4 protein-coding genes are annotated in these 6,386 nt (G+C 73.8%); 1 reads left to right on the top strand and 3 read right to left on the bottom strand.

From position 1 onward, the window contains the following. Nucleotides 1-168: 168 nt before the first annotated feature. The 3 genes from argG to ACIQFU_RS15890 form a co-directional block, all read right to left on the bottom strand. Nucleotides 169-1,614, bottom strand: a complete 1,446-nt coding sequence (argG, locus tag ACIQFU_RS15900; protein ID WP_402551913.1) for an argininosuccinate synthase — start codon at nt 1,612-1,614, stop codon at nt 169-171. A gap of 69 nt (nt 1,615-1,683) precedes the next feature. Then, nucleotides 1,684-3,129: an NAD-dependent succinate-semialdehyde dehydrogenase gene (locus ACIQFU_RS15895; RefSeq protein WP_402551912.1), complete on the bottom strand. Its 1,446-nt coding sequence runs from the start codon at nt 3,127-3,129 to the stop codon at nt 1,684-1,686. A 67-nt stretch (nt 3,130-3,196) separates the two neighbouring features. Then, nucleotides 3,197-4,465 carry an aspartate aminotransferase family protein gene (locus ACIQFU_RS15890; RefSeq protein ID WP_402551911.1) on the bottom strand — a complete coding sequence of 423 codons (1,269 nt, stop codon included), beginning with the start codon at nt 4,463-4,465 and terminating at the stop codon, nt 3,197-3,199. A 224-nt stretch (nt 4,466-4,689) separates the two neighbouring features. Here ACIQFU_RS15890 and ACIQFU_RS15885 point away from each other — a divergent pair, with 224 nt between their 5' ends. Continuing rightward, nucleotides 4,690-6,372, top strand: a complete 1,683-nt coding sequence (locus tag ACIQFU_RS15885; RefSeq protein ID WP_402551909.1) for a PucR family transcriptional regulator — start codon at nt 4,690-4,692, stop codon at nt 6,370-6,372. The last annotated feature ends 14 nt before the right edge of the window (nt 6,373-6,386 follow it).

Raw genomic sequence — 6,386 nt, 5'->3', positions numbered from 1 at the left:
GGTTGTTTGGTGCGGCGCCGGCCCGGCCGCCCCCCGGCATATACCCCCCCCCCCCCCCCCCCCCCCCGGGCCCCCGGCCCCCCCCGCCCCCCCCCCCCCCCCCCCCCCCCCCCCCCCCCCCCCCCGGCCCTTGCCGGTGCGGGGTCCCCTCGGACGGGGGACGAGGGATCAGTCCGTGCCGGACTCCATCGCGGCGCGGTCCAGCAGCTCGTCGTCGGCGGATACCTCGCCGCGCGAGGCGATGGCCTCGGCGCCGCCCTCGGGCATGGCGCCGATCAGCCCGGTCGCGGCCGCCTGCGCGGCCCCGATGGCGGGGCTGCCGGTGCCGATGAGACCGAGCCCGGCGTACTGCTCCAGCTTGGCGCGGGAGTCGGCGATGTCCAGGTTGCGCATGGTGAGCTGGCCGATCCGGTCCACGGGGCCGAACGCGGAGTCCTCGGTGCGCTCCATGGAGAGCTTGTCCGGGTGGTAGCTGAACGCCGGTCCTGTGGTGTCGAGGATCGAGTAGTCCTCACCGCGCCGCAGCCGCAGCGTGACCTCGCCGGTGACCGCCGAGCCGACCCAGCGCTGCAGGGACTCGCGGATCATCAGGGACTGCGGGTCGAGCCAGCGGCCCTCGTACATCAGCCGGCCCAGGCGCCGTCCCTCGGTGTGGTACTGGGCGAGGGTGTCCTCGTTGTGGATGGCGTTGACCAGGCGCTCGTAGGCGGCGTGCAGCAGGGCCATGCCGGGGGCCTCGTAGATGCCGCGGCTCTTGGCCTCGATGATCCGGTTCTCGATCTGGTCGGACATGCCCATGCCGTGCCGGCCGCCGACGGCGTTGGCCTCCATCACCAGGTCGACGGCGGAGGCGAAGTCCTTGCCGTTGATCGTCACGGGGCGGCCCTGGTCGAAGCCGATGGTCACGTCCTCGGGCGCGATCTCGACCGACGGATCCCAGAACCGCACGCCCATGATGGGCTCCACGGTCTCCACACCGGTGTCGAGGTGCTCCAGCGTCTTGGCCTCGTGGGTGGCGCCCCAGATGTTGGCGTCGGTGGAGTACGCCTTCTCCGTGGAGTCCCGGTAGGGCAGGTCGTGGGCGACCAGCCACTCCGACATCTCCTTGCGGCCGCCCAGCTCGGTCACGAAGTCCGCGTCCAGCCAGGGCTTGTAGATCCTGAGCTGCGGGTTGGCGAGCAGGCCGTAGCGGTAGAACCGCTCGATGTCGTTGCCCTTGAACGTGGAGCCGTCGCCCCAGATCTGGACGTCGTCCTCGAGCATCGCCCGGACGAGCAGGGTGCCCGTGACGGCACGGCCCAGCGGCGTGGTGTTGAAGTAGGCACGCCCCCCCGAGCGGATGTGGAACGCCCCGCAGGTGAGCGCGGCCAGGCCCTCCTCGACCAGTGCCGCACGGCAGTCGACCAGGCGCGCGACCTCGGCGCCGTAGGTCTTGGCACGGTCGGGCACCGAGGCGATGTCGGGCTCGTCGTACTGGCCGATGTCGGCGGTGTACGTGCAGGGGACGGCGCCCTTGTCACGCATCCACGCGACCGCGACCGAGGTGTCGAGGCCGCCCGAGAAGGCGATACCGACGCGCTCGCCGGTGGGGAGGGAGGTGAGGACCTTGGACATAGGAAGAGTATGCATGATTACGCATGACCATGCAAAGCCTTGCTCGTCCCGGAGCGGAAACCCTCCTCGTCACCGCGTCGGCATCGCCACGTACTGGTACTCCAGGAACTCCTCGATCCCGACCCGGCCGCCCTCCCGGCCGAGACCCGACTGCTTGACCCCGCCGAAGGGCGCGGCGGGGTTGGAGACCAGGCCGGTGTTGAGCCCGACCATGCCGACCTCCAGGCGTTCGCTGACCCGCAGGGCGCGATCCAGGCCCTCCGTGAAGACGTAGCCGACCAGGCCCCAGGGGGTGTCGTTGGCCCGGCGGACCACCTCGTCCTCGTCGTCGAAGGTGAGGATCGCGGCGACCGGGCCGAAGATCTCCGTACCGGTCAGCCGGCTGTCCGGGGAGACGTCGGTGAGCACGGTGGGCGGGTAGAAGCAGCCGGGGCCCTCGGGCGTGGTGCCGCCGACCAGCACCCGGGCGCCGCGCTCCACCGCGTCGGCGACCAGTTCCTCGACCTTGGCGCGTCCGGCGGCGTCGATGAGCGGACCGACGTCGACACCGTCCTCGGTGCCGGGGCCCACCACGAGGGACCCCATCCGCCGGGCCAGCCGGCCCGCGAACTCCTGAGCCACCGAGCGGTGCACGAAGAAGCGGTTGGCTGCGGTGCACGCCTCGCCCATGTTGCGCATCTTGGCCACCATCGCGCCGTCCACTGCGGCGTCGAGGTCCGCGTCGTCGAAGACCACGAACGGCGCGTTGCCGCCCAGCTCCATCGACGTCCGCACGACCGTGTCCGCGCACTGCGCGAGCAGCAGCCGCCCCACGGCCGTCGAACCGGTGAAGGACAGCTTGCGGATCCGCCCGCCGCGCAGGAGCGGTTCGCACACCTCGCCCGCACGGGAGGTGGTGACGACGTTGAGCACCCCGTCGGGCAGCCCCGCCTCCTTGAGGATCGCGGCGAGGGCCAGGCTGGAGAGCGGGGTCTGGGGCGCCGGTTTGAGCACCGCCGTGCAGCCGGCCGCGATCGCCGGGCCGATCTTCCGGGTGCCCATGGCGAGGGGGAAGTTCCACGGGGTGATCAGCAGGCAGGGACCGACCGGGCGCCGGGCGAGCAGCATGCGGTTGCGCCCGTCGGGGAGGATTCCGTGGCCGCCGTCGATCCGGACGGCCTCCTCGGAGAACCAGCGGAAGAACTCCGCGGCGTAGGCCACCTCGCCGCGGGCCTCGGCCAGCGGCTTGCCCATCTCGGAGGTCATCAGGCGGGCCAGTGCGTCCGTGCGCTCCACGACGATCTCGTAGGCACGGCGCAGGATCTCGCTGCGCGCCCTCGGCGCCGTGCGGGCCCATGCCTCCTGCGCCTGGACCGCGGCCTCCTCGGCGAGCCGGGCGTCCTTGGGACCCGCGTCGGCGACGTGGGCCAGGACCTCGCCGGTGGCGGGGTCGTCCACGGGCATGACGGCGCCGTCCGCGGCGTCCACCCAGGATCCGCCGACGAACAGCTGTGTGGGGGTGTCGGTGCCGGTCATGGGGTTCCTCCTGATCACCGGTGTGCGGGCGCTGCGGGGCGGGTCGTGAGGCGGTGCGCGGCGGCCGTCACCGTCCCGCCGCTCCCGACGTGCCGGCCTCGACGGCGGCGGCCCACGCCCGGAGGCCCTGGTCCACGGCGGTCTCGTCGACGACCAGGGCCGGGATCATCCGCACCACCTGGTTCCAGGCCCCGCACAGCAGGAGGAGCAGCCCTTCGTCGACGGCCGCCCGCTGCACGCGGGCGGCGGTCTCCGGGTCGGGCTCGCCGTCCCCGGTGACGAACTCGCTCGCCAGCATCAGCCCCATGCCCCGTACGTCGCCGATGGCCGAGGTCCGGGACGCCACCGCCTCCAGTCCGTGGCGCAGCCGGGCGCCCATCGCCTCGGCGTTGTCGACGAGCTTCTCGTCGCGTACGACGTCCAGCGTGGCGCAGGCCGCCGCGCAGGCGACCGCGTTGGCGCCGTACGTGCCGCCCTGGGAGCCCGCCCAGGCCTTGCGCATCAGCTCCTCGGGAGCGGCGATGCCGGACAGCGGGAAGCCGCTGGCCAGGCCCTTGGCGGTGACCAGGATGTCGGGGGTGACGCCGAAGTGCTCGTGGCCCCAGAACCGGCCGGTGCGGCCCACCCCGGTCTGCACCTCGTCGAGGATCAGCAGGAAGCCGTGCCGGTCGGCGCGCTCGCGCAGGCCCTGGACGAAGGCCCGGTTCGCGGGCACGTAGCCGCCCTCGCCGAGGACCGGCTCGACGATCACGGCGGCGGTGTCGGCCGGCGAGGAGACCGTCTGAAGGGTGTAGTCCAGCTCCTTGAGGGCGAAGCGGGTGGCCGTCTCCTCGTCCCAGCCGTAGCGGAAGGCCGTCGGGAACGGGGTGACGACCACACCGCTCATCAGCGGCGAGAACCCGGACCGGAAACGGGTGCCGGAGGTGGTCATGGACGCCGCGGCCACCGTGCGGCCGTGGAAGCCGCCGTGGCAGACCAGCACGTTGGGCCGGCCGGTGGCCTGGCGGGCCAGGCGCAGCGCGGCCTCGACCGCCTCGCTGCCGGAGTTGGTGAAGAACAGACTGTCCAGGCCGTCGGGCAGCACCTCGCCGAGCTTGTCGACCAGGCGCCGCAGCGGCGGGTGCATGACGGTCGTGTACTGCCCGTGGACCAGGGTGGCGACCTGTTCCTGGGCGGCGGCCACGACCCTCGGGTGGCAGTGGCCGGTGCTGGTGACGCCGATGCCGGCGGTGAAGTCCAGATAGCGTCGGCCGTCCTCGCCCTCGATGTGGACCCCCTCGCCCCGGACCGCCACCACGGGGGTGGCCTGGCGAAGGTGCGGCGACAGTGCGGTCATGCTCGTCTCCCGGCCTGCTCGTCGGTCTCCTGCGGTCCCCCGAGCCTTCCCGCCCCGTCGGGCGCGGCAACGCGTGATCTGTCCGGACGGGGCGGGGTGTCCGGACGATGTGTCAGGCGTTCGGCGGCCCTGGCGGTGCCCGCCCGCGCCCCTGCCGGGCTCCGAGCGCCCTTGCGCAGGTCAGCGAGGCTTGTCAGAGTGACCGGAGTGCGCAGGGAGGCACCGTGAGCGAGAACCGGCAGCCGGGCCCGGCGGGCCGTCCGCCCACCGTGGCCGACGTGCTGGCGCTGCCCGTCCTGGCCGGCGGCGATCCGCGGGTGGTCACCGGCGAGGAACACGTGGACCGTCAGGTCCGCTGGGTCCACATCACCGAACTGACGGACCCCGCCTCCTTCCTGAAGGGCGGCGAGCTCGTCCTCACCACCGGCATGCCCCTGCCCGACGACCCCGCCGGTGTCCGCCGCTACGTCGACGAACTCGCCGCCGTCGGTGCCGCCGCCCTGGTCATCGAGCTGGTCCGCCGCTATCACCGGCCGCCCGACGCCCTGGTCCGGGCGTGCCGTGCGCGGGGGCTGCCTCTGGTCACGCTCTCCAGGGACGTCAACTTCCTGGAGGTCACCCAGGTGGTCCACACCCTGATCCTCGGCCACCAGTCGGAGGCGATGCGCAGGACCCAGGGCGTCCACGAGGCGTTCACCGCGCTCACGCTGCGCGGCGCGGGCCCCGAGGAGGTGCTGCGTGCGGCGGCGGAGATGAGCGGACGCACGGTCGTCCTGGAGAACCTCGTCCACCGGGCGCTGGTCTGCGAGCCGTCCGGGAGCACGGCGCACGCGGCTCTGACGGACTGGGAACGGCGCTCGCGCACCACGCCGGCCACCGACCGCGCGGAGGCCACGGGTCCCGAGGGCTGGCTCACGGCCCCGGTGGAGTACCAGGGGGAGCGCTGGGGCCGGGTGGTCATGCTTCCCGTCGTGCCGCCGGGGCGGGGCTTCGGCCCCGAGGACGTCACGGTGCTGGAGCGGACCGCGATGGCGCTCACCATCGCCCGTCTCACCCGTCCCGCTTCGTGGGAACGCACCGCCCACCGCACCGTGCTGCGCGATCTGGTCGAGCAGCGTCTTCACTCCGCCGCGGAAGCCCGGACCCGGGTCGCGGCCCTGGGGCTGCCCGCGGAGCACGTCCGCTTCGTCGCCGTCCTGGCGGACCTGCCCTCCCGGGAGGACGCCGGAGCGGCCGAGGCCCGGCTCGCCGAGGAACCGGGCGCGGCGGGAGCGCAGGTCCTCGTCGGTCTCCTGTCGCCCGCCCGCCTCGGGGTGCTGCTGGCGCTGCGCCCGTCCCGGCCGTGGCGCGAGGCCGTCGAGCGGCTGAGCCGCACCGTCCTGGACGTGGCCCCGGACGCGACGGTGTGCGTCGGCTCGCCGGCCCGCGACCTCGCCGACGTGGCCCGCTCGTTCCGCGAGGCGGCCCGGGTGGCCGAGGCCACCGAACCCGGCCTGCCCCTCCCGTCCGGCCGCTCCTTCCACGAGCGGTCCGACATCGGCCTGCGCCGCCTGCTGTTCGCGCTGCGCGACGATCTCCGCGTCCAGGACTACGCGGAGCGGCAGTTGGGCCCGCTCCTCGACCACGACGCCCGGCACGGCACCGGTCTCGTCGCGACCCTGCGGGGTTATCTGGAGGCCGCGGGCAACAAGACGGTGGCCGCCCGCTCGGCGGGGCTGTCCCGGGAGACCGTCTACCAGCGTCTGCGCACCATCGAGCGGTTGCTGGGCCGCGACCTGGAGTCCGGCGAGCAGCGCACCGAACTGCACGTCGCCCTGCACGCCGTCGACGCGCTGCGGGCGCGCCCGTCCACGGCGTCCGGGATCGCGGCCGCGACCGATGAGTTTCCCTCCGGCCCCCGGTCGTAGTGGGGACTGGCCGC

It is taken from the genome of Streptomyces sp. NPDC093065, from assembly GCF_044754585.1.
In the GTDB taxonomy this organism is placed as follows: Bacteria; Actinomycetota; Actinomycetes; order Streptomycetales; family Streptomycetaceae; genus Streptomyces.
The sequence above is the reverse complement of the archived record's forward strand: the minus strand, read 5'-3'. Positions and strand labels throughout refer to the sequence as shown.